Here is a 26,963-nt window from a genome sequence, read left to right as displayed (position 1 = left end):
GTCAGCCACCAAGCAGCCTGATCGGCACAAATATTTGTCATCGACCCGACAACACAATCCTGGCGCCTCAAGTCGATGGCTGAATCGTTCACGGCGATGTATAATGCGCCCCTATGGTTATTTTGGAGCACAGCATTGCAATTTTCAGATTTTTCACTCGATAAACGTCTATTGACCAGCCTTGAACATATGGGCATCGACACGCCGACCGAGATCCAAACGCAATCGATTCCCGTCGGCTTATCGGGAAGAGATCTCATGGCATCCTCAAAGACAGGCTCTGGCAAGACCCTCGCCTTCTTGTTGCCGGCAATGCAACGAGTCATCTCCACCAAGGCGTTAACTAAGCGCGATCCCAGGGTACTGATCCTGTTGCCGACGCGCGAACTGGCCACCCAGGTCTACAGTCAGCTACGCCTATTGGTGGCTAACACTCAATATAAGGCACTCAAGATCTTAGGCGGCGAAAACTTTAACGACCAGGCCAAGGCACTGGCTAAAGATCCTCATTTCGTCGTCGCCACGCCAGGACGTCTGGCCGATCACTTGGCGCAAAACCATCTATTTCTTAACGGCCTCGAGCTACTCATCTTAGATGAGGCAGACCGTATGCTAGATCTCGGCTTTGCCGACCAACTCAGAGCGATCAATCAGGCTGCTGACCACAAGCGTCGTCAGACACTGATGTTTTCAGCCACCTTAGATCATGGCCAAATCAACGAAATCGCCGCCGAGCTGCTTAAAGAACCCGAGCATGTCGCCATAGGTGAATCCCATGTCGAGAATCAGGACATTACCCAGAAGATTTACCTGTGTGACAACCTGAGCCATAAAGAGAAGTTACTGTTTCAACTGCTCAAACAAGAGCAACATAAGCAGGTCATTATCTTTACCGCGACCCGCGGCGACACCGACAGATTGGCGGCGGTACTGGCCGAGCAGGGACTTAGTACGGCATCCCTTAGCGGTGAGCTTAAGCAAGCAGCCCGTAACCAGATCATGGATCAATTCAGCCGTGGCCAGCAGCAGATCCTAGTGACCACAGATGTGGCCTCACGAGGCTTAGATCTACTGAACGTCTCTTTGGTGATTAACTTCGACATGCCTAAATTTGCCGAAGAGTATATTCACCGTATTGGCCGCACCGGCCGCGCCGGCGCCAAGGGCGATGCCATCTCATTAGTGGGGCCTAAAGACTGGGCCAACTTCAAACAGGTTCAATTGTTCCTGCGAAGGAACTTTGAGCTGAGTGAGCTGGAAGGACTGGAACCTAAATTTAAAGGGCTAAAAGACGCGCCCAAGCAAGCCAAGCAAAAGGCGAAATCTCAGCATAAACCTAAGACAAAAGCGGATAAAGGTGCCAGCGCCGGCAAATCGAAAGCCCAGCGCGATAGACGCTTTATCACAGGTGTCGATATTGGTGACGCGCCTATGCTGCGTAAACCTAAATCAAAACTGCAAGATACGCCTGAAGATTAAGCTTGGCTAATACCTTGTGAGCTAGTATCTCTTTAACATCAAGCGGTCTCAATGACCGCTTTTTTTATCTCAGCCTTTTTATCCGACTCTTCTCTAAGCTTCCGCGAGGCCAGCAAAGCATCCCCGTGGCGATTTTCCCGCAACAACTAGTGCTCAATCCGGTCAATTAAGGTTACAATAGCCGCCATTGTTTTTTTTATTAGGGTTATCATGAGAGTTTGTGGCGTTGAGTTAAAAGGTGGCGAAGCCATCATCTGTTTGTTGAGCTATGAAGGTGAGACCTTTAACGTCCCTGATTGCCGTTCTCGCTCGCTGACTATCTCCAATTCGGCCAAGACTGAGTCGATTAAAGAGTTTCACTTTGCCTTTAGCAAGCTGATGGAAGATTACAAGGTCGACGAAGTGGTCATCATCGAACGCGAACAAAAAGGCAAACTGGCCGGTAGTGCCACCAGTTTTAAGATGGAGGCGGCCATTCAGCTATGCGGTCTGCCGGTACACCTGATCTCGCCGGTCAACATCAAAGAGCAGCTTAAGCGCAATCCACCTATGGTCGATTTCGACGGCCTGGATCTAAAACGTTTTCAAAAAAGTGCCTTTGAGGTGGCCTATTGCTACCAAAACAAGTGCATATTTGCCAAGAACGATTAAGACAGAGCTCAGACTCACCGGGTGCCAGGCGCCCGGTTTGCTATTATGGTTTCTCTCCCCTACCTTCAAGGCTATCGCGCCGAGCTGCTTAGCCAAGTCTATGAGCTTATTGAGAATAAACGCTTAAGAGCTGTACTTGAGCGGCGTTACCCCGATGGACACGATATCCGCAGCGACAAGGCCCTGTATGATTACACCATGGCCTTCAAAAATCGCTATCTCAAGAAATCGTCGCCGCTGAGCAAGGTGATTTTTGATGACAAGCTCACCCTCAAGAAGCAGGCGTTGGGCTTACATTCCTATATAGCCAAAAACCATGGCGGCAAGACCAAGTCGAAAAATGAGATCCGCATAGCGGCCAGGCTCAAGCAATTGCCAGAACCTTTGCTGCGCATGGTAGTGGTACACGAACTGGCACACCTAAAAGAGAAAGATCACAACAAAGCTTTCTATCAGCTCTGTTGTCATATGGAAGGCGATTATCATCAGCTGGAGTTTGATCTTAGGCTCTGGCTCACCATGTTAGATCTGGAAGCCGCCGAAAACCCATAAAAAACGCCACATCATGTGGCGTTTTTTATTACTGGTAGCTAACTCTCTGAACTAGCTCTGTCCCATCATCATCTGACGCACCTTAACCAGCTGAGCAAACTCGTTCATCTGCTTAGTCGACAACTTGCTCGCCATCGGAATATTGGCCTTCATAGGATCGACTGGGCGGCCGTTGACATGAAACTCATAGTGCAGATGCGGACCCGTAATACGACCCGTCTTGCCCGACAGGGCAATCACCTGACCGCGAGACACACGCTGCCCCTTATGCACTAACGCCTTAGATAGATGCAGATAGCGGGTGCGATACTTATTACCATGATCGATCACCACATATTTACCCGCATATCTATGGTCGGTCACCAAAGACACGATACCATCACCTGGCGCGACCACCTTAGTGCCGATGGGCGTGGCGAAATCTGTGCCATTATGCGGCGCGGTGCGCCCAGTCACCGGGTGATGGCGATGGCGGTTATAGCGTGAACTGATGCGGTAGTTCTTGAGTAAAGGCACACGCTGGAAAGCCCTGGCCAGACTGCGTCCCTGTTCGTCATAGAAGTTGCCGTCACTGTTTTGATAGGCGTTGATGTCACTGCGGCCACGCTGAATATGGACGCCGAGAATATCGCTATTTCCCGTCGCTTCACCGTCGATATATTGATCGCTCTTGAGCACAGCAAACTTATCGCCGGCGCGCAGATCCCGGGCAAAATTGAGCTTCTCTTTGAGCAGAGATTCGATCCGCTGGATCTCACCGGCATTGAGGCCGATACGTTGCGCCGACAGGTAGAAAGAGCCGTGGATCTCACCGCTCAAGGCTCGGTTTTGCCATATCCCTTCAACATTGATCTCTTCGACACTAAAGCCCCCCTCCTCGTAACGACTAAACACCACTTGGCGCGCAGCGCTAAAATAGAGTTCAAGCTTCTCGAGCTCGCCTGAGTCATCGAGCCAGAAACGGATAATATTACCGGGCTTTAAGGTATCCAGCGCCAGAATATTCAGGTCGGCCTCAAGCACCCTATACATGGTCTGCTGATCGACATTGGCCTCAACAAACAAGCCGCTTAGGGTATCACCAGTTACGATAGTTTTGACAAAATCGGGATGAGTGGCAATTTCAACCACTTCATCACTCTTTTGCAGATTAGTCACCAAAGATTCAATATCCAGGGCAACCGGAATGCGTTGCGGAAGGGTCTGCTGCTGCGTAGGCCATAACACGGCGGCACCCAACACCAAGCCTGCTGCAAGCAAGATTTTTTTATGTGGCGAAGGTAACGCCATGATACGAGATTGAGACATGCTCAAAAAAGAAATTTTACCTGCGCGCAACCTGTGCCTCATCTTTCATTATTATGCTTATCATTAGAGCCCAAAAACCCCATAAACAATGGGGCCGATGCCAAGTTATATCAAAAATAACGGCAATTACAAACTGATCAACAACACAATTTAATGGAATAAACTGAGGTTTTAGGCGTACAAACAGGCAAAAATACTAAAAAGGTGCTGAAATCCCAATCAAGATCAGCACCTTTTAATCTTAAGGTAAAACTAATTTAATCTCGCTGCCATTGGCACTTTTATGAATATCGATGCGACTAGCGATCTGCTCCTTCATCTCGGTCACGTGGGAGATCACCCCAACCATACGCCCCGCCGACTGCAAATCCATCAAGGTTCTGATGGCCAGCTCCAGCGAGTCCTGATCCAGGCTACCAAAACCTTCGTCGATAAACAGGGTATCGAGTTTAATCCCGCCGGCGTAGGCCTGTACCACATCCGACAATCCCAGCGCCATCGACAAGGCCGCCATAAAGCTCTCACCACCACTTAGGGTCGCCACGGCGCGAACCTTGGCCGTGTAGGCATCCTCTACTTCTAACTCCAGCCCTGAAGCCTTGTTGCCCTTGGCACGCTCCTCCTTCCGTAGCAGTCGATAACGCCCCTTACTCATTAGCTGCAATCTGTGGCTGGCCTCTAGCAAGACATCGTCGAGCAGCACGCTCAGCACGAAACGTTGCAGGCTGAGCTTGTTGCCCGTATTGCCGTTGGCCACATCGGCCAATGTGCCCACTACGGCATATTGCTGCTCGAGCGCCTGGGCCTTGGTATCAAGCGCCCTCAGCTGCTCCTGAGTCTGGGCCAATTGGCGCGCTCTGCCACTTATCGTCTGCCACAGCCCCAAGGCGGTTTGCATCGCCTGCTCGGCGTCCACCTTATGCTGCTCTAGCTGAGCAATATTTGGCATCTCGCAATCTGCGAGCACCTGAGTTAACTGCGCCAGGTTAGCCTGATGGGTGATCTGTGCCTGCTCGAAGGCCTTGATCTGCTGCGCCAGTTCGGCCTGCTCAGACTCACTCAAACTGGCCTGTTCAAATGCAGCAACGCTATCAAATTCGGAAGTCTCAAGCGCCTGTTCGAAACGCTGGCGCTCCTGCTCGGCAGTAGCACCAACCTCTACAACACGAGCACTGGCGGCATCGAGAGAGGCCTGCGCAGCGGCCTTGTCCTGCTCAGCCTTGGCGTGATTCGCCCTTATCGACTGCTGGCGCGATTTAAGCGCTGCGAGGCTAGCGCCCAGCTCTGCAATGGCCTGACTTACTGCCTCCGCGTCGCTAAATTCTTTCGGAATGGCCGCGCTAATCTGCTGAAATTGTCCCTTGTCACTGGCCTGTTGCTCGGCCAGCTTGCCATAATGAGCGCGCGCCTCATCCAGGCCTGTCTGTAACTCTCGTCCCTGCTGCTCGCTGATCTCAAGCTGAGTCTCTAACTGAACAAGCGATGCTTGCGCCGCCTTGGCCTTCTCGAAGGCCTCATTGAGTTCGATAAGCCGCGTTTGCAGTTGCTCAAGGGACAAATCGGCCGCCTGCCCAAGCTCCTGCTGCAATTGCTCCGCGCTCTGCTGCTGGGTCTGTAGCGACTGCTTGAGCAGTTTAAAGTCACTGCGCGCCTGATGCAGCTGATTCAGTGCATCCAACTCCTGTTGTTTGGCCTCGGCCAGCGCATCATCCGATGGTAAATCAAACTCGCCCTGAGCGGGCTCAGGATGCTCAACACTGCCGCAAACCGGGCAAGGTTCACCTGGCGATAACTCGGCGGCGAGACGCGCCGCCTGACCGCGATGCCAGCTAAGCTCCAGGCGTTTATGGGCATCTTCAGCCTGCTTATGCTTGCCGGCCAGTTCACTGCCTGCGGCCTTTGCCGCCTCCAGCTTATGTCCAATGGCCGCTACCTCATGTTGCTGCTGTTGCCAGCGCTCAAATACCTTAAGCTGGATTCGGGCATCATTGAGAGATTGTTGCAGACTGAGCTGCGGCTCGGCCTCTCGTTTAAGCAACTCGCGCCGCCCAAGCATCTCCTGGCGCGCCTGCTTGAGCGCTTCAAGCTGCTGTGCGCTCTGCTTACCACTGGTTTCGGCCGCCTGCATCTTGCCCTTAAGCTCGCTCAGACGCTGACTCAACTGAGTTAGCTGCTCCAGTTGCGGCGCTAGCGCCTCGAGTTGAGTCAGCCTCTGCTGTTGACTCAACTGTTGCGCTTCAAGCTCACCGAGCTGTTCGAAGGCTTGCTGACTCTGCGCCAATGCCTGCTGGGCAGTCTGCAGCGTCTGCTGGCGCTCGTCACGCAGCTTAGTCGCCGCCTGTTGCTCACCCAAACGTGATTGCATCGCCTGATATAGAGGGCTTAAGTTATTTGCCCGCTGCGCCGCTTGCAGACGCTGTTGCCACAAAGTGGCCTCAGCCTGGCGGGTTTTAAGCTCTTCCCCCTCCTGTTGCAAGGCCTGCAAGCGATTAAAATCAGCCTGGAGTTTCATCCCCTTATCCAGTTGTTGATTGGCCTCAAGCAGCGCCTTTTCTCGGGCAAGTTTATCCGACTCGGCCTTTTGCAACTCGGGGGCGAGGCGCGTTTGTTCGTCAAGCAGTGCCTGATCAGACTCAAGCTCGGCGCCTTCCAATATGCCCGAGCGGCGATTGCGCATCGCCTCCACCTCTTTGCGGATCCCCGCCGCCTGCTGCTTAAGCTTATCTTCGATTCTGCGGTAGATGTGAGTCTGAAACAGCTGGCTAAAAATTTTCTCTCTGGCCTTGGAATCGGCCATCAGCAGCTCACGAAATTTACCTTGGGGCAGCACCATCACCTGACGAAACTGATCCACATCCAGCCCCGTGAGTTGCTCTATCTGCGCGGTAGCATCGGACACCTTAGCCGCCACCAGCAGGGTCTCCTTGCCATCGGCATCGAATTGACTCAGCTGCGCCTCGCTCTTTTGCTGCGTCACCCCGTCGCCACTCTTCTTGGCTCTGGACTGTTCAGGGACGCGGCGGATCAGATAACGGTTAGTGCCAAGCTCAAACTCGAAGCTTACCTGAGTCAGACGCTGGCTATCGGCCATGTCGCAGCGCATCTGGGTGCCTTCACGCTCATCTCCCGTCGTCTTGCCGTAAAGCGCAAAACAGATGGCATCAAGAATCGTCGTCTTACCGGCGCCGGTCGGGCCGTTGATCAAAAATAGCGGATTGCTGCCCAGGGCATTAAAATCAATGGTCTGCTCATCGGCGAAGGGGCCAAAGGCGGTCATGGTCAGTCGCAGTGGTCTCATCTGCCTTCCTCCCCTTTGTGCAGCTCATCCAAGGTTTGGGTGATTAGCTCAAGCTGCGCCTCACTCATCGGCTCGCCCGATACCTGAGTAAAGAAATCTTTAAACATCTCAAGCTCACCCTTCTTGATATGATCTGAGGCAATGGCCAGTTGCTCGTTAGCAGCCATCAGTCCGGTACGCTCGAGATGCAGCACGTTAGGATAGACATTTCTCAACTTGCCCATGGCATCTAAGATGGCGTGCTTGTCCAGTAGCCTCACCATCAGATAATCCTCGCGGCCGGGATCCTTGACGCCTTGGGCCAACAACTCATCCAACGCCCCTTCGAGAATGCGCACATCCCGCAGTGGCTCAATGGGTAACAAACTGATACTGGTCTCACCTTGAGCAAGCTCAACTAAGGTCACCGACTTATGTTGATGCTGCTCGCTGAAGGAGTATTTGAGGATGGAGCCTGAATAACGTATCTGCTCAGTGCCCTTATATTGTGGGCCGTGCAGATGCCCCAGGGCGGTATAGTCAAATCCCTCGAAGAGTTTGGGAGAGATCTTATCCGCCCCCCCTATGCTCAGGGGACGCTCAGATTCAGATTCGCTACCACCATCGAGAAAACAATGAGCAATCACCACCTTGGGCAGTCCCTGACTGTCATCTTGATGCACCTGAGTCAGCAGCTCGGCCATCGCCTCTTCATGAGTACTGACCTGGCAGTCCAACTGCTGCCTGACGGTCGCGGGTTCGGCGTATGGCAGAGGATAGAACACGGCATCACCGCTGGCTGAGCCTAAATGGATTGGGCTGACCTCGGCCGTCAGCGGGCCGACGATATGGAGACCGCTACTCTGCATCTGCCGCGCCGCAAAGCCCAGACGCTCATGGCCATCATGGTTACCCGCAATCATGATCACTTTGATTCCCAAGGCAATCAGCTCGTTGAGCACCTCATCGAGCAGGGCTACCGCATTGGCAGGCGGCACGGAGCGGTCATAGATATCGCCGGCGACAATCAGGGCATCGACCTCATGGGTCTTAGCGAGTGAGACGATTTGAGAAAGCACATGACGCTGATCATCAAGCAGGCTCTGATTATGCAGCTGACGACCGATATGCCAGTCTGAGGTATGGATAAATTTCATCTTTTCTCGTTTAGAAATGAGGAGGATAGCTAAGTATCTGATGTTAGCTATAGTAAGAAATGTCACTTAGATAGGCAATGCGCTTCTCCCTTCCTCTGGCCGCTTGTGTGTAAAGTGACGTTCAGCGTCAAGACTAAGTACAAAAAGACCCACCAATAGGGCGGGTCATGCTAAAAATACTTAATCGGTGCTGAAACAGGAATTGAGTTAGTTCGTTAGACCTATTCAGGCTTTAACGCTAGCACAGCATCGATATCTTCAGCTTGATGACGCTCAGCCAACAGCTCCCAAGGCTCGCCCCAGTTGCGATTAACGATACGGCCACGCTGCACCGCAGGTCTTGCCGCGATCTGCTGCGCCCAGCGTTTTACATGCTTATAGGCATCGACATCGAGAAACTCGGCAGCGTCATAGGCTTGGCCCAACACCAGGTTACCGTACCATGGCCAGATAGCCATATCCGCAATCGAGTATTCATCGCCAGCGATATAAGCCTGCCTGGCCAGCTGTTTATCAAGCAGGTCCAGCTGACGTTTAACCTCCATGGTGAATCGGTTGATCGGGTATTCAAACTTTTCCGGCGCGTAAGCATAGAAATGACCGAAACCACCGCCCAAATAGGGAGCCGAACCCTGAAGCCAGAACAGCCAGTTGAGCACCTGAGTTCGCGCAACATGGTCACTTGGGAGGAAATGGCCAAACTTCTCTGCCAAGTAGAGCAAGATGGCCCCGGACTCAAACACATTAACTGGCGTCTCCCCGCTCGTATCTACTAATGCTGGGATCTTAGAGTTAGGATTAACCGCCACAAAACCTGATGAAAACTGATCCCCCTCACCAATCTGAATGAGATGGGCATCATATTCGGCACCTTCGACGCCCAGCGCCAACAGTTCTTCGAGCATGATAGTGACCTTCTGACCATTGGGCGTCGCCAACGAGTAGAGCTGCAAGTCATGTTTGCCAACCGGCAAAGCCTGATCGTGCCTTGCCCCGGCTTCGGGCCGATTGATACTGGCCCAGGTACCACCATTTTCGCTGTCCATAACCCAAACTTTCGGGGGAATATATTGGTTTGCCATACTGCTTCCTTATCGAATAAATGAGGTTAGGCCCGACATGGGTTTAACCCTATGCCTATAATCTCGGGTCGCCTGCTAATAATTTAAACCCTGAGGCTGCCATTTAGTTATAACCTTTGGCTATACCCTCGATGGAATTGGCATGAAAGAAAATCAAAAGTAGCCATAGGCTATTGAAAAGTAAAGATGACCCATAGCAAGTTAATTATGGGATTCGTCAGACCGCTTTGTCTGCGTAGCTTGGTATCGCTCCAGGGTGCCGCTACGCGCCAGGCCTCGATGAACATTGCGGCATAACTTGGCAAAACGGCTAAGCTCGCCAAGCAATGGTCTTTCTCCCCGCGCTATGGCGCTTTCCCAATAGCGCATTTCACTGTCCACCAGCTCAAGCAACTTCTTAGGACAACCTATGCAGTCCCCCTTTGGGCCACAGGCAAAGGTCTCAGGATCATCGAGCGGCATGGTCTGTTTTACCTGTTCGATTAACTGCAACATGGCGATGGTGCTATCTGGCTTGCGCGTCACGGGCGTTAATGTCTCGCATCGAATCTGACGAAAAATAAGACCGCTATATTACCTTTCCCTTAGATAACAAAACAGGACCTTGATCAAGGACGCTCATAATAGATCTGCTGATTGGCAGCGTTAAAATAAAACGCCTCGAGTAATTTCCCCTTGCCGTCGAACAGCTCACGCTTAATCAAGTTGCTCGAATCATCGAAAGTCTTCACCAGAGTATCCACCATGACCCCCTGTCGAAACTCCTTGGCATTCATCAGCTGACCACTGCAGTGATACCACTCGAATCGCCCATGCTCGACCCCCATCTCATAATGGGCGAGCTCCTCCAGCGCACCGCTAGACTGACAGAAACTGCGCTGCTCACAGTGGCGTACGATAAGCGGATCGAAGCCATATTGCTGCTGCGATTGAAGGCGACCGTTTGGCCAGTAGGTCTGCTGCGTGGCCAGATCGCTCTTGCTATCATAGGCATAGCGCGTCTTTACTCTGCCGCTGGCATAGAAGGTGATCTCGCTGAGCAGCTTAAGGTCCTGTTTACGAAACAGGGCGTCGCTAGCCAAGCTGCCATCTGGAAAATAGTGACGCAGGCGCTCACGCTGCTCGCCATCCTGAAAGAAGATGTGCGTCCAGGGGCGTCCCTGCTCATAGATGATGGACTCGACTGTCTTATCACCCTCTAGGCGGCGATAACTTTCTATAATGCCAGCCTCATCGAACAGGGCGATCGCCTGTTCCTCACCATTCTTGTAGATGGCCTGACGTTTCGCTCGCTGGCTTTGCTCATAATAGTCTAAGTGTTCACCCTCTCTTATTCCTTGACGATACCAACCCTGGGACAGGATACGACGCCCATTGGCCGAGAAGCTAAATCCGTGACGTTTACCCTCAAGATACTGAGTAGCGCCAAAGTAAGTCGCCAACTCGCCCCGAGTCGCTATGCCGCTAAAGGGCTTGCCGCGATAGCCTGTAAGGCAGTCAGTCTCGACCCAGATCCCGTAAATCTGCTGCTTGCTGCACTCGATAGACGTAAGTAGCTGCTCATCGATGGGCAGTTGAGGCGCCTGATGACAGCCGGATAACAACAAAAGTCCCAAGGCCAAGAACGCCGGGGAGATAAGCTTAACGCCTGACTTCATCTTATCTCGGCTCCAATTTTTTCGAGCAAAGCTCGAATTGTTCTGTTCCAGCGTCCTTTGGGTAAATGGCACGTAATTCCCCCTCACCTAGTGATGCTCCGTCTTCATCAGCTTGCCGAATTGATCATAGAAGGCCCAGTCACCGGCCTGCCTATCGGCGATATAGCTGCCCTCGCTGCGCAGCTCGCCAGTGGGCCAGTAGGTGCGCCATAACCCCTCTTTGCGTGAGCGCAGAAAAGTGCCTTGCTCGGCCTGCTTACCATTAGCTTGAAAATAGCTGGCCTCGCCTTCACGCTGACCATCCAACCACATCTCCTTGGTCTTGGGCTTACCCGTCTGGAAGTAGCTATACTGCTCGCCGCTTAACTTATCCTTTTGGTACAGAGACTTCTGCTTAAGTTGACCGTTGGCGTAGTACTTGGCAACTTCTCCCTGTAGCTTGCCATCCAGATACTCGGCACTTTCAGACAAGACTCCATCTTCAAACCAGCTCTGCCACAGTCCGGTCTGACGTCCCTGCACCATAGTGCCTTGGCGCTTGAGTTGGCCATTGCCTGGGTAATACTCGCTGTAGGGGCCTGTCAACTCGCCTGCCACATACTGCTCGCTGCGGTAACAAACCTGTTTAAAACTGAAATAGCGCCGCTCGCCCTCGAGTTTATCTAGGTGATAATGACTGGTGCGGTAGATGTTGCCCTCGGGGATCGCTCCAAAGCTGGGAGCTTTCTCCTGAAAGCGATACTCGGTCCACAATCCCTGTTTGTGATTATTTTGATAATGGCCCGTGACCCTACGACGACCATTATCATACTCGCTGTAAGGGCCGTTGAGTTTGCCGGCCACGAACGTCATCTCCCGACTGACGAGTCCCTGGCGGTACTGGCGCCATAGCCCCTGTTTTTCGCCTTTATGGTACAACCCCTCTTCATTGAGATCGCCATTGGCATACCAACGGGAAAATTGACCATCTAGCGGGAAACGCTCGCTGCTGGCACTTTTCTCGTCGCTATAGCGAAGTCGCTCTCGTGGTTTCCCCGTTTCATAGAAGGACTCATATAGGCCTACCCATTGCCCCTGGATACGAGTGCCTCGCTCCTTGGGGGTTCCATCTTCATAATATCGCTCAGCCTTGCCAGTTTGCTGGTTGGCCTGATATTGGTCCAGACTACGCAGGTTGCCATTGTCATAGTAGCTGATGAAGTCCCCATGACGCTCTCCCTGCTGCCACTGCTGCTGATGCTGTAAACGCCCTTGACGATAGGTGGTAAACTCGCCCTCTTTAAGCCCCATCTGATAGTGCTCAGTCGCGATAAGCTGCCCTGCCTCGTCAAAACGCTGCTGCATTCCGTGCAGGGGATACTGGCCATTATCGGCAAGCAGTTCATCATGATAGCGAATCACCTTCTTAGGCTTACCGTTATCGTAATAGGTCTTTTGAACACCCGCCTGCAGACCCGCCTTGTAATTGAGCTCACTGACCAATACGCCAGCGCGGTTAAAGTAGCGCTGCACACCATGATGATCGCCATCGAGATAATGTTCCTCTTCAAGCTTCACTCCGGTATCGCTGTAATGCAGTAATCGTCCCTGGCGCATATCGTTGCCATATTGCCCCTTAAGCGACAGCTGGCCGTTAGGATAGTAGCTCAGGCTCTCACCCTCGAGGCGACCGGCCTCATAATGCTCATCTCGCTCTGGTGTGCCATCATCATAAAAAGTCTGCCATCGACCCTGGCGCTCACCGTTGGCATCGAAACGGCCCTCCTCTAGCACCTGACCTTGACTGTTTTGCGCAAGATAAGGGCCTGAGATCTGATTGTTGGCGTATTGCTGACGCTGAGCCAAGACGCCATTGCCATGATAGGTTTCCCAGATCCCGTGACGCAAATGGTCCACATAGGTTTCTTTGGCCTGCAATTTACCACTGGCAAAGTAACGCAGCACCTGAGTCTTAGCCCCGGCCTCATAGACACTCTTCTGATAGAGGTTGCCCAGATCATCATATTGGCTCCAGTCGCCGCTCGGCACGCCCTTGATGTAAAACTGCTCTTCACTTAACTCACCACTGTTGGAAAACAGTTGCCAACGCCCTGTTTGCAAACCGTTGAGGTATTCACCCTCGACAAGCTTCTGATTGTTGGGCAAATAGACCAGCCAGCGCCCATTAGGCACGCCTTGGGAAAACTCCCCTAAGGTATACCCCTGATTGTCACGCACCAGGGTCACCTGCCCATTAAGCGCCATACCTGTGGCCAAATTGTAATAAGTGGCAATGCCCTCCTGCTGGCGAATCTCCACCATCAGGGTCGACAGCTTCTGACTGGCTTCAACCGGGCAAGTGATAAAGACTGTTGCACTAAGGCTGACGCCTGCCAATAACGCAGAGTGGATCGGGCGGGAAAGGTTCATTCAAGCTTCCTTGTACCTATTAAAATCATTTCCTTGATAGCGCAGCCATATCGCTGCGCTATCAGCGAGTATCTGTCTGACGGTTTAACGATAAAGAGCGAAGATGTGTGCTTGCAGCGAGCGATAGGGCCTTTCGGGCTGCGTTTCACTCATCAGCTGATCATGACGATATTCACTGCGCTGGCGCAGGGCGCCGTCGGCGTAAAAATCATATTGAACGCCATGCCTTCGCCCCTCACTATCATACTGAGCGATGGCCAATCCATACCCTTTGCTTGAGCGTCGTTCCCAGCGGCCAACCTGTTTACCCGCGCGGTACTCCCCCTGCCAATAGGTTCGATGAGGCTTAGGCTGAAGCGAATAATCACCTTCTTGAACCACTATCCATTTGCCTTCGCGCTGACCATTGACATACTGCCCCTGCTGGTAGATCTCGCCATCGGCATAGAAACGCTCAAACCTTCCTGCAGGCTCTCCATCTTGATAATTGATCCGTTCCAGCACCTGATCTGACTCACCCAATGACAGGTATTCGCCATCAAGCTGACCTTGAGCGTTATAGTGACACCAAGTGCGCATCTCGCGAGTCTGCATCTGCCAATCGCCAACCGGCTTATCTAAGGCATACTCGCCTTGATAGAACAAACTATTATCGCCGCCGCGCTTCTCGGCTGGTCCATGACGCAGCCCGTCTCGATAGTGGATCTTCTCTAGCCAGGCAAGCTTCTCTTTACGATCCAACTTGGCGGCGATTTTTAATCCTGTCAGCTTGCCGGCCTGGGTCTCCTCCCGACCAATCACTTTTCCGTCATGATATTGGGTCACTAGGCGCCACTGACTCAGCTTACGCTTCTCTATTTGCTTGCTCAGCGAGCCTCTATGATAAAAACGTCTGACCTCCTGAACATCGCCATCGGCGCTGTAATCGTATTCGGCCTCCCGATATCGATCGCCGTTTTCTCGATACTCGACCAAGCTCAGGGTTCGCCCACGGCCATCGAGGATTTCTCGTTTCGCCAGGCGGCCATCTTCGAAGTAGTTCAGCTGCTCGCCTACCTTGAAGTCGTTTTGCCACCTATGGTGCTGTTTAATCTGACCATTTGGAAAATAGGCAAAATAGTCGCCATCTTGCTTGCCATCAAGATAAGCCTGAGTGACCTCCACCTGGCCATCTCGCCAAAAGGTTTCGACCCCATGCTTAAGCCCATCTAGTTTTTGGCTTTCCATGGTAAGCCGACATTGCTTGTCATAAAAACGGTCACTGCACAGCCCGGTATGACAGAGCTCACGCACTAAGTGGCCCATCGGTGAATAGACCTTCTCTTGCCCAGTGGGCTCACCTTGATGTAATACCAGCTCACGTTTAAGGCGACCATCACCATAGTATTCCCGTTGCAGCCCCTGACGTATTCCCTTATCAAACTGGCAATCACAATTGAGTTTGCCGGCGCCATCATAGATCTTTACCAATCCCTGACGCTGCCCCTGGGAATTAAACTCACCTTGCTCCACCAAGGTGCCATCTTTGGCAAAGAAGCGATAAGCCCCCACGGGATGGGCGTTATCACTTAGCGACTCACCGCTCAAGGTGCCGCTAAATTGCATGATATCGCTACCAAGATAATAGGGCTCGAAACGAAAGCGCCCCGCTTTAGGCTCAATTGCGTTTTTCAAATAGAAACTGGCTTGTTGCTTATCTTGGGTGGGCTGCCAATCATCATCCAACCAGATATTGGCCTGGACGTCGCCAAGGATTAGGGTAAAACAAGCGATCGCGAACAGGAGAGCACGTCTCATCTTCATCTCCTAAGGCAATGGCTTAAAATGAAATTGGTAAGGAATCGTCAGCGGCGTATTACTCACCTCAAGGTAAGCGGCGCGGCGCGCGGCGCCATCGACACTCAACCAACGCCCATCAATCAGGGCACTGTCCAGTGTATCTCCCTGACTCCCCTTGGGCAGACGCGGGTTAAGACGCCTACCACTGGCATCAGTGATCAGTAAAGATCTCAAGCTCATCGGCTCCTGAGAGTCCCCGCCCGTGTGTGAAACAAGCGCCGAGAGATCCACCAACCAGGGACGCTCGCCAGGTTTTATCAAAATCTCATGCCACTTAGGTTCTCCCTGACAGCGAATGGTGCCCGCCACTTGTTTGTCGTAAAAGTAGTGCCGGGTATCATCCTCTGTGGTCAGTAGATAGGCGCTCTGCCCCTGGCCATCGCTGACAAGACGCCATACCACGGGCATCTCCCCCTCATTGAAACCTTGAGTAATTTCAGGCTGACACCAGTTGGCCAGCGCCGTTGGCAGGGGGATAAAGAGATCGTGTCCGCTGAGCGATACCGTTGTCAGTTGCCTTAATCCATCACTTGGTGTCAACTTGCCAGATGGCTTGGGCTTAGATGCAGTTTGCTCTGAAAGTTGCGTCGGGGGATTTTCGAGGTTGGCGTCATACTCAGACTGACGCACAAATTTGACGCTGCGGCTGATCTGGGCGTCGACCAGCGACTCAAGATGTAACAGCTCAAGGCTTTTTGGCGTCTGTGCCAGCTGCAAAATATAGACGGTTGGCGGCGGCTCAAGGGTAAATAACTCATCAAGCAGCATCTGCTCAGTAATAGAGAGCCATTCAGGCCCATGATAGACCATGTTTTCCAAGCGAAACTGACCAATAAGACCATTGAAATTTGGAGAGAGGGCATAGTTACCGCGACTCGTCACCGACAGGCGATAGCGCCCTGTGGTGTTCATCGCTTCTAAGGTAAGAGTCGAGTCCCCATAGCGGTAGGGAGCGCTCAGTAACTGCTGCCAGGGGAGCGATTTACTCACACGTTTTATCGGTGTCAGGCGCAGTTCGGCGCGAATATGCTCAAGCTCGTCGAGTTTGGTTTTGCTCTCGCCCCAGCCTAGCGGTAATAAGTTGAGCTGAGAGCTCACCACGCCGCCAAATGCCCGGGCACCGCTGCTGCTGTGAACCCAAAGCGGCAAATCGATGACCCGCTCTTGCCAGTCGATCAGCTCAATGTTGCTGTATGCTACCGAGGTGGCGTACTCGCCCGGCACTAAACCGTGAATATAACGCAGCTCAATATCATCACCTCCCCAGCCGGCAGACATGATCCCCTGAGCCTGCGCCATCATAGACGCCGCGCCATCTGGGTCATCAGGGGTCTTGGCTAAAGGGGTGATCTCATACAGGCTGTCATCCGGTTCATCATAATCAATATCGCCTTCGTCCTGCCACAGTATGCTGCTGACATAGAGACTGTCCTTGGGGGCCATCACCCAGCGACGTGTCTCTAACTTTTCGCCAAGGCGTTTTTGCTCTACGAGCAAGAGCTTATCGAGTAGGCCGGTTTGGTGATGATAGGTTAAGCGGCCAAAACGCCGGTATGCCACTCCCTTTTGCTGATAGGCATTGAGCAGGCTAGCCGTCGTCAACTCTCCCTCTCTCTCCTCCACCTGCCAATCGGTAAATTCACCTAAAACAGGCGCAATAACCCCGCCCGACTCGGGCGTATTGGCTTGAGCGATAACAGGGCTTAAATGAAACAGTGATAACAGAGGCGCTAGTGCCGCCCTCGCCTTATCGCCTTGTCTGTCGTTATAGGCTTGCCAGGCTTGTTGCGCTTTAAATGTCAGCGCTGGCGGCTGTTGGCCTTCACGGCTGAGAAGCATCCCTTGTCGAATTATCGCGCCGAGTTTTGCTGCAGAACCTGCATCATCGAAACTGTTGACCCTGAATCGATAACGATGATCTTGATACTGCAACATTTGAGGAGTGATAGAGAGATCGGCGGCGTTAGCGCCATCGCGATAATCAAGCAAGGCCCTTGCGCGATTGACGACTTGTTGGTTATCACCATGGGCAAAAACTGTGCTCATGGTGATCTGGTATTGACCAAGCTTGCGCTCAGCTTCCTTGCAATAAGCGCCCTGAAGTGCGCTGAGCAGGCTCAAACAAAGTGTGAGCGCGACATAAACAACCCTGTTTAGACGACCGGCCATCCTGACATCCCTGGCTATGCATATTACTGAAATGCAATATGATTAAATCAAATCCTCGGCCATTCTACACAAAAGTCAGACGAAATACAGAGCCAGGCAAGCTAAAGGGTTCTTGATAGGGTCAGGGTCAGTGACAGTCCATCTAACAGTGGATCAGAAATATTGCTCCATCAGCAGCTTGGCACTCATGGCTATCGACATGGTCACCACCAGAGGACGAATGATCTTACTGCCCTTAGTCAGCACCATACGCGAGCCTAAGGTCGCCCCTATGGCCTGCCCTAGCAACATGATGCCACCCAGCAACCAGAGCACCTTGCCGCCCAAGGCAAAGAAGATCAATGAGGCTATATTGGTTGAGAAGTTCAGCACCTTGGCATGAGCCGTAGCCTTTGCCAGCCCGTATCCCGACAGCGACACAAAGGCCAAGGCAAAGAAACTGCCCGTCCCCGGCCCGAAAAAACCATCATAAAACCCCACCCCAAGCGCTGCCGTAAATCCAAATACCGTAGGCGTCAGTACTTGCTGCTTATCCTCTTCGCTGATTTTCTTAGAAAAAAGAAAGTAACTGCCAATGGCCAGGATCAAGAAAGGCAGCAACAGCTTGAGCACACTGGTATCAATCAACTGCACAGCAATGGTGCCTAACGCTGAGCCCACAAAGGCGCAGGCAATCGCCAGCTTCATCTGCCCGAGATTCACCATCCCCTTACGCACAAAATAAAAACTGGCAAAAAAGCTGCCGCCACAGGCCTGCAATTTATTGGTCGCCAACGCCGCCGTGGGCGGCAAACCAGCCCACATGAGTGCCGGGATAGTGATCAACCCGCCACCACCGGCAATGGCATCGATAAAACCCGCAAGGGCCGCCACGGCAAACAGCAGGGCTAAGATTTCGTAACTGAGCTCGAGAGACATAACAATTCTGGGTCAAATGTAAAATGAATTGGCGGCTATTAAACGCCCTTTGCAAGCGTTTGGCAAAGGAGTTATCCTCAACAGTGCATGAAATAAACTCACAGATAAACAATGACACCATTAACACTACCTCCCCTCAATGCACTACGGGCTTTCGAAGCGGCGGCCAGACATTTAAGCTTTACCCGTGCCGGTGAGGAACTCTTCGTCACCCATGGCGCTATCAGTAAACAGATAAAAAGCCTAGAAACTTACCTTAATGTCAGCCTGTTTCAGCGCCAGCACAAACACTTGTGTCTCACCCCTGAAGGGGAGCGCTACCTACGGCACATTAGCAGTGCCCTACAGAGTATCAGTCAATCCACTCAGGAATTGATCTCACAGCCTGTCCTTGCGCAGGCGCTTTCAATCAATGTATTACCCAGCCTCACTATTAACTGGTTGATCCCAAGGCTAGAGGAGTTTAAGGCCCGCCATCCTCACCTCTATGTGGATCTCTCCATCGGTGACTTCCAGGTTGACTTTACTCGAGATAAATATGATGTAGCGATCCGCAGCGCCACTGCGCGGCCACGCCATTGTCATGTACTAAAACTCATGGATGAAGATCTTTGTCTGGTGTGCTCCCCACAGCTGGCCAAACAGATACACAGCCTTGAAGATATTAACCAGATGACACTGCTCAAGCACACTACGCGACCAGGACTATGGGCCTTATGGGCCGACGAGGTGGGCTTGAACCTGACCACAGACAAGATGCTCGGCATGGAGCACTTCTATATGCTGAGCCAGGCCGCGGTGAGCGGAATGGGACTGGCCTTGATCCCGCGCTTCTTTATCGAAAAGGAGTTGGCCGAAGGCAGCCTAGTGATCCCCTTATCGACATCATTTATCAGCCCCTATGCCTATTATGTGCTGACGCCCAAGGCCAACGAGCGCCCCCTTAAGGCGCAAGCCTTTATCGACTGGCTACTGGAGATCTTTGCTCCCTATCGCCATGGGAGCAGTTAGGCGCAAGGCATCAACTTGCGCCTAAACAAAGGCTTAGTTCTTCAGGAGGTCGGTCACATCGAACGCTTCTAGATAGTTACAACCCGGGGTGATATCCAACTCAAAATTTAACACCTTAAGGCAGGTATCGAAGGTTTTCTCGCCAAACCACTCTCTGTCGAACGCGTGCAGTGCCTTGATAATACCCGCCTGACCACCGTCTCCCTGCAACGTCTCGGGCGTCAGGGTGGCGATAAAACTCGCCACAAGCCCATAGAGATCTTTCTCGGCGTCTCCTTCTGCCGCCCACAACTGAGGATCGGCATATCGACTCGCATAATGACTGGTGGCAATATCCAGCCCGATACCGAAATTCACCAACACGGCCCGATCATCATTGCAGATGATATTTTTCGGGCAGATCGCCCCATGATAAATATCCATCTGATGCAGATACTGCAGCGCGGACAACAGCTGAGTGAACCAGGTCGGTGGCTGGCCCAGTTGAATCTCGGTCAGTTCGTCAAGGGACGCCCCCTGTTCCCAGGCGCGGCTGATAAACAGCTCATCACTCTGAGGTAACTGGCCGAAATTAAGCACCTTCTCCACATGAGGATGATAAAGCTTAGATAAACTACGGTAGAGGCTGCTGAGCATCGACCAATTAGTCTCCACCTTGGCATAGATAGAGATGCCACACGGATAACTGCCCTGCAGATGCCGTGCGCGCCAGAACTGGCTGTGTTCAGTGGCCGCTATAAACTGCTCTAACTGGTAGTGGTGATCTATGATGGCGCCACTGGCGATGGTGATCCGCTGGGGTAAGGTGTCACACACCCCATTGTCGATCAGCGCCGCAATATCGCAGCGTATCATATCCAGATCTGTCATCGCGCCGCTCGCCGCCAGCCTGAACCACTGGTAGACCCTCGGCTGACGTGTTTGCTCGGCCAGCGTCAGGAAACACTTAGCAAAAGCATAAATATCTTCACTGGTATTCAGGTTATCCTTGATGTCGATAAACTCCACATCCCCCAGATCCGAGATAAAGATACAGTTGCTGCTCCAACCGCCAACCGTGATACCACGGCGATGGATCTGTTGCAGCCCTGACACGGCACGTCGCAAAATCTCCAAGAGCTGATAAGTAGTCAGCTGCTCATGTTCAAGTACGTCAAGGGGAACACCGCGTGGCATTCTGATGGGCAGGACTAATTGCTCGCCATCTTGAATCAGCGGCGCACACTGAGGCACACCACTACAACCGGCCAAGGTTTGTAAGCGCTTAAACTCATCACGTAGCCGCATCTCATAGCTGAGCGATTCATCGCTATTGTCAAACTGTGTCGGAACCAACACCTTAAGCAGCCATGGCGCGGTCCAGCCCCCTGGATTGTATTCGGCCTGCCATACCTCGAGACCACTTTGAATGAACAGGCACTTAAGCTTAATGAAATCTTGGATCTTATTGTTGCGCTGCTCCACCAAGGCCACCTGACCTATGGTCTCTAACACCATCTGCTTTTGCTCGTCGGTCACCTGATGTTTACGCGGCGCCGTGAGTCCCCATTCCTTGGTTAGCGCAGCCACTATCTGACTCGGTGTATAGATGCTCAGGGAACCCTGTTGCTTCTCCAGTTCTATCTCTTCGCCCTTCCGCCCAGTCACAAAGACCATTCCCTGACACCAAGGGGCATAAACACCAACCGGGATCTTATGCTTGACGTTACCCGCCAGCACCCGCGCCACATAGTTGGCCTTGGCAAGGCTGTTGTCTACCTGTCGACCATCGAGAGACCAGGCGTGCAGCCCAGCATCCAGCCTGCCAATATAACCTTTGACGTCGACGACATATACGCCCCATTCGCCAATCACCAGGGCATCGACCTCCATTGCCTTGCCTGACTTAGTGGGGATCTCTACGTTGGTAAGCAAGATATAATTTTCTGGCAACTCATCTGCCAACATGCCAAATGCCCAGCGCTCGGCGTCATTAACCGGCGTACCGAAACTGATCTGTTTTGCCATGGGCTCTCCCTACTTAGGCATTTTTGTTTTATGAGACAAATTTAAAGCATAAAAAAGCCACTAAAAATAGTGGCTTCTCGAATTTTTGGTCATTAGTGCTGACAGTCATCACCGCATTCATGGTCATGATCGGCAAACTCATCATCACCTTCTTGGTGCTGCATCACGCCCCAACCGTCGGTCGCGCCGCCAAATTCGGCAGCAAACTCATTGAGTTCAAACTCTTGATCAACGATCGCCTGATACTCTGGCACCATGTTAATGCATACGATCAGCTCCCACTTACCCAGCTCATCGTTAAGGTGCAACTCTAACTCGCCCTCAAGATCTGACTTTGCCAACTCTTCAACGGCAGATTCCGCATCACGCTGATCTTCGAAGACCAAGAAAAAGTCTACGTCCAAGGCTTTGGTTAAATCTATGCCAGCATCGGCCATAGCCGCTAACATCTTGCCGTTGTCATCATCTGGATACTGCATAATATGACTCCCTCTTTGATTACTCAGCGACTATGGTGACACTTTCGCCGTTATAGCTGACCACCTGTCCGGCAATCACCTTCTTACGTTTACGGGTTTCAACCTCACCGTCAACAGTGACTAAGCCTTCGCTGATCACCACCTTGGCTTCGCCGCCACCAGAGGTCATAGACTGAACCTTTAACACTTTATAAAGTTCGATAAAGGTTTCTCCTGGCAACAACGCCAGGGTTTGAGATTCTGTGGTCACACTAACTACCTTTGTTTAATTTGAACCGGGCGAGTATACCACCTCGGGGCTAGTGCGGGCTATCACCACGCTCACTGGCCAATAGCCCAAAGTAGCAATCATCTACCCAGACATGGTTAAGGCGAAAATTATGTCTTAGGGTGCCTTCATGCACAAAACCACACTTTTCCAGCACCCGCACCGAGGCGAGATTATCGTTAGAACATAAGGCAATGAACTTATGCACTTCATATTGCAGGCAAGCCCAATCGATCACGGCCTTAAGGCTTTCGGTTGCGTAACCCCGTCCTTGCCCATTGCGGCTTAACATATAGCCCACTTCGACCTGCCCAAGGCTAACATCAACAGTATAAAAGCCGGTAAAGCCGATGAACTCGCCTGTGGCAATCTCTTCGATCACTAAGGTTAACCAGGCACCAGACTCGTATCTCCATGGCATAAGCCGCTCGGCAAACTTATCCCGTATAACGGGTTCGCTTTGCGGCGCTCTGACATGGCGATTTTGCTGCTCATCCTGATGAACCGACAAGAAGTCTTGCCAGTCATCAGGTGTGAGCGAGCGGATCCTTAAGTTGTCTGTATATAACTCAAGCATCAACTCGCCTTAATTAACCGCGACTGGTCACTTCGAGCAGATGATAACCAAACTGAGTCTTAACCGGGCCTTGCACTTCATTTAATGGTGCGCTGAAGACCACTTCGTCGAACTCACGTACCATCATGCCTGGACCGAATGAGCCCAGATCGCCGCCCTGAGCGCCTGATGGACATGATGAATGTGCCTTAGCCATTTCGCCGAAATCGGCGCCATCTAAGATCTGCTGTTTGATCTGTGCACACTCTTCTTCACTGCTGACTAATAAATGACGTGCTGTTGCTTGTACCATGTGGCACTCCTCTAATTTCCCTAAAAATGAATAAAATAAAACCCAGCAAGTATAAAACATTTGCTGGGTTTAAAAAGGCATTCCTCTCAGATTATGCCTTAGCGCCTTGGGCTTTGATCCAACGGTGGATTTTTTGCTCCATTACCGCCATCGGCAGCGAGCCCGAGGTCAAGATCTGGTCATGGAAACCTTTAAGATCGAACTTGTCCCCCAAAGCTTTTTCCGCTTCGGCGCGCAGTGCCAATATCTTCAGCTGACCCACCTTGTATGACAGAGCTTGTCCGGGGATCGCCATATAGCGCTCCACTTCGGCGATAATGTCGCTCTCGGCCATCGGCGAGTTATCCTTCATATACTGGATTGCCTGCTCGCGGCTCCAGCCTTTAGCATGTAGTCCGGTATCGACCACGAGACGCATTGCGCGCAGCATCTCATCGGACAGCTTGCCGAAATATTGGTACGGGTCTTCAAACAATCCCATCTCAATCCCCAGATACTCGGCGTAAAGGGCCCATCCCTCTTCGAAGGCAGTATATCCACTAAAGCGTTGGAACTGAGGAACGCCGGTCAACTCCTGCTTGATGGCGATCTGGAAATGGTGTCCTGGCGCCGCCTCGTGCAAAGACAGGGTCGTCATGCCCCACTTGGGCTGCGCCTTAAGGTTAAAGGTGTTGATGTAGAATACACCAGGACGAGAGCCATCTACCGCAGGCGCTTGATAAGAAGCACCTGCCGCAGACTGCTCACGGAAACTCTCAACCGGCTTAACCACATAGTCGGCTTTTGGCATGACATTAAAATACTGTGGCAATTCGGCGTTAATCTTATCTTTCAGCACACCATATCCGTCAATCAACCCCTGACGGTCGCTAAAGAAATACTGAGGCTCTGATGATAGCGAATCAAAGAATGCCGTGAGATCGCCTTCAAAACCTACCTGAGCTCTCACCTTGTCCATCTCACTCAAGATGCGCGCCACCTCATCGAGGCCAATCTGATGTATCTCATCCACCGACATACTGGTGGTAGTATGAGAATTGGCGAGATGCTGATACCAAACCTTACCGTTTGGCAATCCCCACCAACCGTCACTGGCTCTGGCAACTGGTAGGTAAGTGTCTTGGAAGTATTGTTTAAGTGACGTAAGTGCTGGGAGCAGCTCTTTACTGATTAAGTCACTATATTGCTGGGTGAGCTGCGCTTTTTCTTGCTCACTAAAACTTGCCGGCAACTTGGTAATTGGTGCATAGAAGAGACTTTCACTTGGCTTTTCGACCAGCTGGGCCTCCAGCTGAGGAATAATGCGCTCAACCAAAACCCTTGGCAGCACAACCTTACTGGCGATCCCCTCATCCATGCGCGACTGTGCCAACTTGGTCCATTGAATGAAGCCGCTCAAACGCGACAACCAGTTTTCGTAATCTTTAACCGTGTTGAAAGGTTGGGCACTCTCCCCACTACCCAACTGCACCATGGTGATCACTGTGCTATAGAATTGGTTCATCGGCATAAAATAAGCCGGGAAAGTTTCAGACACTAGAGCCATGTTTCTATCATAGGCAAACATGTCATAGCTAAGCTGTAGCGCCTCAGGTAAGGCATTTCGATCTATCGCCTTAACTTCCTTCAAATAGCGACTGTTGAAGTCATGACGTGCCTTTAAATACTCTTCAGTCAGACTGCCACCAAACTGATCGTTATAATCATTAACACCGACAAAGGTAGCGTACATAGGTTCGAGCTTGAGTAGATCGTCAAAATAACGATCGACTAATTCAAGGTAAACCTGCTCAGCGCTCTGAGTCTGTGTGGCAGAGACTTTCTCTGCTGCCGGCGAGCCCTTTGTCGTTTGACTTGCACTAGTGTCCTTGTCTGAGCAGCCAGCCATGGCTACTAAAGCTGATATCGTCAATGCGAGAAGCGTTTTATTCATTCGAGTTATATCCTTCATATTCTGTGCAAGTGTACGTTGTTTTCTATACTTACCTTAGGTGTATCTGAGGAGCGAGTTAATGATTTACTCATTTAGTAATTCTGGATTCAGAGATCCTGAAACTGGCGTCTACAATCAAACCTACTTTATGGAGGTGTTCAATCGTGAGTGGCACCGCCATATGCGAGAACGCCAGACGCTGGCACTATTGTATCTTTGCCCACACATTCATGAAACAGTAAAGCAACCTCATTTGCTTGAATTATTCATGAAACAGGTTCAAGAAGCGATATTAAGGACCACGGATCTGGTTGCAAGGCTAAATCAGGATAACTTTGCCTTGGGGTTGTTCAACATAGACAGAGAAGGAACCGAAATCGTTATCGGCCGCATCGAGCAGAAAATCATGGCCTTTAACCAGGATTTTCAACGTAAACACAACTACCGTATCGACTATGAATTGGCTGCCTGCCTTTGCCAGCCTGAGGACGGTCTCAACATCGAAAATTTGTTTGAAGATGTGCGCTCGTTGACTCATACCCTCGAGGGGCAAAAGGAGCATCATACGGCGATGCGCTGTCTCAACTAACTAGATTAAATGACATAAAAAAAGCCCCTCGCGGGGCTTTTTATGTCATAACAACCAGGATTAAAGTGCAACGTTATAGATACGTGCTTTTTCCTTGATATAAGCAAGATAGCTATTAGCTGTGCGCTTAGTCTTCTCATCCTTAGCAGCCTTTAAGCAAGCGTTATACGCTGCCTTGTACTGCTTAGTGCCGAGATAAGCCAGTGCCAATTCAAACTCAACTTCACCCTCGCTCACGCCACCTGCTGCAAGTGCTTTCTTCAGCACTGGAATAGCAGCCTTATGTTGTTCGCGAAGCGTCAAAAGTCTTGCTTGCTTAAGATAAAGTTTGCCGTCGTTATTAACGTCAGCAGCTTTACCATAGTATTCAGCCGCTTCTTTTAGCTCTTTCGCATTGTGATAGAAGCCACCCAGGATAGACAAGGTTTTCTCATCTTCCTTGATTAGGCCACTCTTCATATGCTTTTCATAGATTTTCGCTGCACGATACGGTGAACCGTTTTGTGCCAGCAGTTGAGACAGGCGTGTAATATTAGCCGCAGTCTCTAAAAATCCATTCATATAAGCTAAGTGATAAGTTGCTAGTGACTTTTCATAAGATTCAGTCATCAAATAAAACTGCGCTAACTGCACCCAAAGGCGGCCATCTTGTTGGAACAAGGGAACCATAGTTTCGAGTACTTTAATCGCATTTTTATAATCTTTCTTGTTGAAGTAAGCGGTTAGCTTCATCTGGTACAAGCCTTTATCGGGCTTAGTACTGATGGCCAGACCTTTATCAACAACGCCAAGAACCTTGTCCCACTCTTTGAGTTCAGAGTAAGCGATACCAATACGGCGATACACTTGTGCATCTTCCTTACAGGTAAACTTCATCCACTCATAGTAGTAAGGGATAGATTCTTTAAACTTCTTTTCCTGAATCAACAGGTCAGCGTACAAACGCAGGGTAGCACCATGGTCTGTACCACCAAGAATGTCAGCGTCTACAGCTTGCTTCAAATACTTGATCGCTGTACCCATCTGATTCTTTTCGGCATAGAAGTTACCCAACATACGGGCAATATAGGCCTTATCAAAATCATCACGAGGACTGGCTTCAAGCAGAACAGCAATCGCTTCGTCAATGTTACCTTCTTGATAAGCTTCGAAAGACTTTTGGACTTTCTTTGCCGAGCTTTGGCCTACGGCCTTAGACTGGCGCTTCTCAATCGGGCACTTCTCAGCGGCGTTTGCGACTGGCGCCATTGTTAGACTTCCACCGATAGCAAACAATAGTGCTGCTGCAAGCGTATTAACTTTTTGCAT

Annotated in this window: 22 protein-coding genes; 5 read left to right on the top strand and 17 right to left on the bottom strand. The window is 51.3% G+C overall.

Annotation, left to right across the window (positions count from 1 at the left end; translation table 11 throughout):
* Positions 1-135 precede the first annotated feature (135 nt).
* From NY07_RS02385 to NY07_RS02375, 3 genes are all read left to right on the top strand, one after another.
* The gene (locus NY07_RS02385) at positions 136-1,479 is read left to right on the top strand and encodes a DEAD/DEAH box helicase (protein ID WP_033537713.1); all 1,344 of its coding nucleotides are present in this window, start codon (positions 136-138) and stop codon (positions 1,477-1,479) included.
* Positions 1,480-1,689: 210 nt separating this feature from the next.
* The gene (locus NY07_RS02380; RefSeq protein WP_033537712.1) at positions 1,690-2,130 is read left to right on the top strand and encodes a DUF3010 family protein; all 441 of its coding nucleotides are present in this window, start codon (positions 1,690-1,692) and stop codon (positions 2,128-2,130) included.
* Between the two features lie 45 nt (positions 2,131-2,175).
* Positions 2,176-2,682, top strand: coding sequence for a M48 metallopeptidase family protein (locus tag NY07_RS02375; protein WP_033537711.1), 507 nt, complete (start codon positions 2,176-2,178; stop codon positions 2,680-2,682).
* Positions 2,683-2,733: 51 nt separating this feature from the next.
* Here NY07_RS02375 and NY07_RS02370 read toward each other — a convergent pair whose 3' ends face one another.
* The 10 genes from NY07_RS02370 to NY07_RS02325 all read right to left on the bottom strand — a co-directional run bounded on the left by NY07_RS02370 (position 2,734) and on the right by NY07_RS02325 (position 18,499).
* The gene (locus NY07_RS02370; protein ID WP_033537790.1) at positions 2,734-3,990 is read right to left on the bottom strand and encodes a peptidoglycan DD-metalloendopeptidase family protein; all 1,257 of its coding nucleotides are present in this window, start codon (positions 3,988-3,990) and stop codon (positions 2,734-2,736) included.
* 241 nt (positions 3,991-4,231) lie between these two features.
* Positions 4,232-7,288, bottom strand: a complete 3,057-nt coding sequence (locus NY07_RS02365) for an AAA family ATPase (protein ID WP_033537710.1) — start codon at positions 7,286-7,288, stop codon at positions 4,232-4,234.
* Entirely contained in the window at positions 7,285-8,424 is a 1,140-nt protein-coding gene (locus NY07_RS02360) for an exonuclease SbcCD subunit D (protein WP_033537709.1), read from the bottom strand. Before NY07_RS02360 ends, NY07_RS02365 begins: the two co-directional genes overlap by 4 nt.
* 221 nt (positions 8,425-8,645) lie before the next feature.
* A complete protein-coding gene (gene yghU / locus NY07_RS02355; RefSeq protein WP_033537708.1) occupies positions 8,646-9,506 on the bottom strand; it encodes a glutathione-dependent disulfide-bond oxidoreductase in 861 nt (286 codons plus the stop codon).
* A 201-nt stretch (positions 9,507-9,707) separates the two neighbouring features.
* Complete coding sequence (locus tag NY07_RS02350; RefSeq protein ID WP_181404207.1) at positions 9,708-10,031, bottom strand: hypothetical protein; 324 nt, start codon at positions 10,029-10,031, stop codon at positions 9,708-9,710.
* 83 nt (positions 10,032-10,114) lie between these two features.
* Positions 10,115-11,164 carry a hypothetical protein gene (locus tag NY07_RS02345; protein ID WP_033537707.1) on the bottom strand — a complete coding sequence of 350 codons (1,050 nt, stop codon included), beginning with the start codon at positions 11,162-11,164 and terminating at the stop codon, positions 10,115-10,117.
* Positions 11,165-11,251: 87 nt separating this feature from the next.
* A complete protein-coding gene (locus NY07_RS02340; protein ID WP_033537706.1) occupies positions 11,252-13,573 on the bottom strand; it encodes a toxin-antitoxin system YwqK family antitoxin in 2,322 nt (773 codons plus the stop codon).
* A gap of 84 nt (positions 13,574-13,657) precedes the next feature.
* Positions 13,658-15,370: a toxin-antitoxin system YwqK family antitoxin gene (locus NY07_RS02335; RefSeq protein ID WP_033537705.1), complete on the bottom strand. Its 1,713-nt coding sequence runs from the start codon at positions 15,368-15,370 to the stop codon at positions 13,658-13,660.
* Between the two features lie 9 nt (positions 15,371-15,379).
* Positions 15,380-17,581, bottom strand: a complete 2,202-nt coding sequence (locus NY07_RS02330; protein ID WP_033537704.1) for a hypothetical protein — start codon at positions 17,579-17,581, stop codon at positions 15,380-15,382.
* Between the two features lie 153 nt (positions 17,582-17,734).
* Positions 17,735-18,499 carry a TSUP family transporter gene (locus NY07_RS02325; protein ID WP_033537703.1) on the bottom strand — a complete coding sequence of 255 codons (765 nt, stop codon included), beginning with the start codon at positions 18,497-18,499 and terminating at the stop codon, positions 17,735-17,737.
* A 111-nt stretch (positions 18,500-18,610) separates the two neighbouring features.
* On the opposite strand from NY07_RS02325, the gene gcvA reads away from it, so the two are divergent.
* A complete protein-coding gene (gene gcvA / locus NY07_RS02320) occupies positions 18,611-19,510 on the top strand; it encodes a transcriptional regulator GcvA (protein ID WP_033537702.1) in 900 nt (299 codons plus the stop codon).
* A 33-nt stretch (positions 19,511-19,543) separates the two neighbouring features.
* On the opposite strand, the gene NY07_RS02315 is transcribed toward gcvA, so the two are convergent.
* From NY07_RS02315 to NY07_RS02290, 6 genes are all read right to left on the bottom strand, one after another.
* Positions 19,544-21,517 carry an NERD domain-containing protein kinase family protein gene (locus NY07_RS02315; protein ID WP_033537701.1) on the bottom strand — a complete coding sequence of 658 codons (1,974 nt, stop codon included), beginning with the start codon at positions 21,515-21,517 and terminating at the stop codon, positions 19,544-19,546.
* A 92-nt stretch (positions 21,518-21,609) separates the two neighbouring features.
* Positions 21,610-21,996 carry a ribonuclease E inhibitor RraB gene (locus NY07_RS02310; protein ID WP_033537700.1) on the bottom strand — a complete coding sequence of 129 codons (387 nt, stop codon included), beginning with the start codon at positions 21,994-21,996 and terminating at the stop codon, positions 21,610-21,612.
* A 19-nt stretch (positions 21,997-22,015) separates the two neighbouring features.
* Entirely contained in the window at positions 22,016-22,246 is a 231-nt protein-coding gene (locus NY07_RS02305; protein ID WP_033537699.1) for an RNA-binding S4 domain-containing protein, read from the bottom strand.
* A 49-nt stretch (positions 22,247-22,295) separates the two neighbouring features.
* On the bottom strand, positions 22,296-22,841 hold the full coding sequence (locus NY07_RS02300; protein WP_033537698.1) for a GNAT family N-acetyltransferase: 546 nt from the start codon (positions 22,839-22,841) through the stop codon (positions 22,296-22,298).
* Between the two features lie 13 nt (positions 22,842-22,854).
* Positions 22,855-23,133 (bottom strand): peptidylprolyl isomerase, encoded by a 279-nt coding sequence (locus NY07_RS02295; RefSeq protein ID WP_011866267.1) that lies wholly within the window; start codon positions 23,131-23,133, stop codon positions 22,855-22,857.
* A gap of 91 nt (positions 23,134-23,224) precedes the next feature.
* A complete protein-coding gene (locus tag NY07_RS02290) occupies positions 23,225-25,066 on the bottom strand; it encodes a DUF885 domain-containing protein (RefSeq protein ID WP_033537697.1) in 1,842 nt (613 codons plus the stop codon).
* A gap of 79 nt (positions 25,067-25,145) precedes the next feature.
* Here NY07_RS02290 and NY07_RS02285 point away from each other — a divergent pair, with 79 nt between their 5' ends.
* Positions 25,146-25,655 carry a diguanylate cyclase domain-containing protein gene (locus NY07_RS02285; protein ID WP_033537696.1) on the top strand — a complete coding sequence of 170 codons (510 nt, stop codon included), beginning with the start codon at positions 25,146-25,148 and terminating at the stop codon, positions 25,653-25,655.
* Positions 25,656-25,715: 60 nt separating this feature from the next.
* On the opposite strand, the gene NY07_RS02280 is transcribed toward NY07_RS02285, so the two are convergent.
* Entirely contained in the window at positions 25,716-26,963 is a 1,248-nt protein-coding gene (locus NY07_RS02280) for a tetratricopeptide repeat protein (RefSeq protein WP_033537695.1), read from the bottom strand.

It is taken from the genome of Shewanella sp. ECSMB14101 (genome assembly GCF_000773485.1).
Taxonomy (GTDB): Bacteria; Pseudomonadota; Gammaproteobacteria; order Enterobacterales; family Shewanellaceae; genus Shewanella; species Shewanella marisflavi.
Note: the sequence above shows the minus strand (reverse complement) of the source record. Positions and strands in the feature narration are given on the sequence as shown.